Origin of the sequence: Paraburkholderia nodosa, from assembly GCF_001718195.1 — a bacterium.
GTDB lineage: Bacteria > Pseudomonadota > Gammaproteobacteria > Burkholderiales > Burkholderiaceae > Paraburkholderia > Paraburkholderia nodosa_A.
In genome coordinates this window covers 1-2287 of sequence record NZ_MCNV01000065.1, presented here as the reverse complement: position 1 = coordinate 2287, position 2287 = coordinate 1, and the positions used below count along the sequence as shown (strand labels likewise).

Sequence of the window (2287 nt, the reverse complement as noted above, 5' to 3'; positions counted from 1 at the left end):
TTACTCGATGATCTTTGCAACCACGCCGGCGCCGACGGTACGGCCACCTTCGCGGATTGCGAAGCGCAGACCTTCTTCCATCGCGATCGGAGCGATCAGCTTCACCGTGATCGACACGTTGTCGCCCGGCATGACCATTTCCTTGTCCTTCGGCAGCTCGATCGAGCCCGTCACGTCCGTCGTACGGAAGTAGAACTGCGGACGGTAGTTGTTGAAGAACGGCGTGTGACGGCCGCCTTCGTCCTTGCTCAGCACGTACACTTCAGCCGTGAAGTGCGTGTGCGGCGTGATCGAACCCGGCTTGGCCAGCACCTGGCCACGCTCCACGTCTTCACGCTTCGTGCCGCGCAGCAGGATACCCACGTTGTCGCCTGCCTGACCCTGGTCGAGCAGCTTGCGGAACATTTCCACGCCCGTGCAGGTCGTCTTCACCGTCGGCTTGATACCGACGATTTCGATTTCCTCGCCGACCTTGACGATGCCGCGCTCGACGCGACCCGTCACCACCGTGCCGCGACCCGAGATCGAGAACACGTCTTCCACCGGCATCAGGAACGCGCCGTCAACGGCACGCTCCGGCGTCGGGATGTACGTGTCCAGCGCGTCGGCCAGGTTCATGATCGCCACTTCACCCAGTTCGCCCTTGTCGCCTTCCAGCGCCAGCTTGGCCGAACCCTTGATGATCGGCGTGTCGTCACCCGGGAAGTCGTACTTCGACAGGAGCTCACGCACTTCCATTTCGACCAGCTCGAGCAGCTCGGCGTCGTCGACCATGTCGCACTTGTTCAGGAACACGATGATGTAAGGCACGCCAACCTGACGGGCGAGCAGGATGTGCTCACGCGTTTGCGGCATCGGGCCGTCAGCGGCCGAGCACACCAGGATCGCGCCGTCCATCTGTGCCGCGCCCGTGATCATGTTCTTCACGTAGTCAGCGTGGCCCGGGCAGTCGACGTGTGCGTAGTGGCGGTTAGCCGTTTCGTACTCGACGTGCGCGGTGTTGATGGTAATGCCACGCGCCTTTTCTTCCGGCGCCGCGTCGATCTGGTCGTACGCCTTCGCTTCGCCGCCGAACTTGGCGGTCAGAACCGTCGTGATCGCTGCCGTCAGCGTGGTCTTGCCGTGGTCAACGTGACCGATCGTGCCCACGTTCACGTGCGGCTTGGTCCGCTCAAACTTACCCTTGGCCATTTTCGACTCCTAAGAGGATTTTTCCGTACGTTGCGCGGGGCGCGCAAACAATCACTGGCTTGCTGCTGCCTGCTCGATGCGAGGCTTCTGAGGCCCGCTAGATACCGGCTGGTGCCCATGGGCAGGATCGAACTGCCGACCTCTCCCTTACCAAGGGAGTGCTCTACCACTGAGCCACATGGGCGAAAACTGCTCTAAACCGCTTTAATGCTTCGCTGGAGCGGGTGAAGGGAATCGAACCCTCGTCGTAAGCTTGGAAGGCTTCTGCTCTACCATTGAGCTACACCCGCGAGGTTCGCCGACTACTGCCGACCCAACACTAACTGCTACAGCTGAATTCTGGTGGAGGAGGTTGGATTCGAACCAACGTAGGCGTAAGCCAACAGATTTACAGTCTGCCCCCTTTAGCCACTCGGGCACCCCTCCGAAGAGAACTGATGATTATGGGGGAACATCCGATAAGTGTCAAGCACTTTGTTCGGAGCAGAACCCACAACGCTCTCACTTATAGGGAGAGCGGAAAAGCAAAAACCCCGGCTTTTTAGGGCCGGGGTCTCGCTTGTAGAGGAGCCTGACGATTACCTACTTTCACACGGGCAATCCGCACTATCATCGGCGTGGAGCTGTTTCACGGTCCTGTTCGGGATGGGAAGGGGTGGGACCAGCTCGCTATGGTCATCAGGCTTGACGGGTTGCTGCGTCGCGCTTTGTGTTCGCGCCACAGCCAATCGGGAAGAAGCGTAAAGAGGGTGCTGCTGAATTGGGGTTGTGTTGTTTCAGGCACAACACACATAGTGCGGGTTCTGCGTAAATGCTGAAGCATTAACGTAGACCGACACGTGATCTCAACCGTGCGTCTTTAAAAACACACCTGTTATAGGATCAAGCCTTACGGGCAATTAGTATCAGTTAGCTTAACGCATTACTGCGCTTCCACACCTGACCTATCAACGTCCTGGTCTCGAACGACCCTTCAAGGGGATCAAGTCCCCGGGGAAGTCTCATCTTGAGGCGAGTTTCCCGCTTAGATGCTTTCAGCGGTTATCTCTTCCGAACATAGCTACCCGGCGATGCGACTGGCGTCACAACCGGTACA

1 protein-coding gene, 3 tRNA genes and 2 rRNA genes are annotated in these 2287 nt (G+C 58.5%); all 6 read right to left on the bottom strand.

All coding sequences use genetic code 11. The features are described 5' to 3' along the window. Positions 1 to 1191 (bottom strand): elongation factor Tu, encoded by a 1191-nt coding sequence (tuf, locus tag BFD71_RS38615; protein WP_028371383.1) that lies wholly within the window; start codon positions 1189 to 1191, stop codon positions 1 to 3. A 109-nt stretch (positions 1192 to 1300) separates the two neighbouring features. After that, positions 1301 to 1375, bottom strand: a tRNA-Thr gene (locus BFD71_RS38610). Positions 1376 to 1407: 32 nt separating this feature from the next. Further along, positions 1408 to 1481: transfer RNA gene (locus BFD71_RS38605), tRNA-Gly, on the bottom strand. A 50-nt stretch (positions 1482 to 1531) separates the two neighbouring features. Continuing rightward, positions 1532 to 1617, bottom strand: a tRNA-Tyr gene (locus BFD71_RS38600). Positions 1618 to 1760: 143 nt separating this feature from the next. Further along, positions 1761 to 1874 (bottom strand): 5S ribosomal RNA (rrf, locus tag BFD71_RS38595). Positions 1875 to 2069: 195 nt separating this feature from the next. Then, positions 2070 to 2287 (bottom strand): 23S ribosomal RNA (locus BFD71_RS38590); the annotation flags it as partial.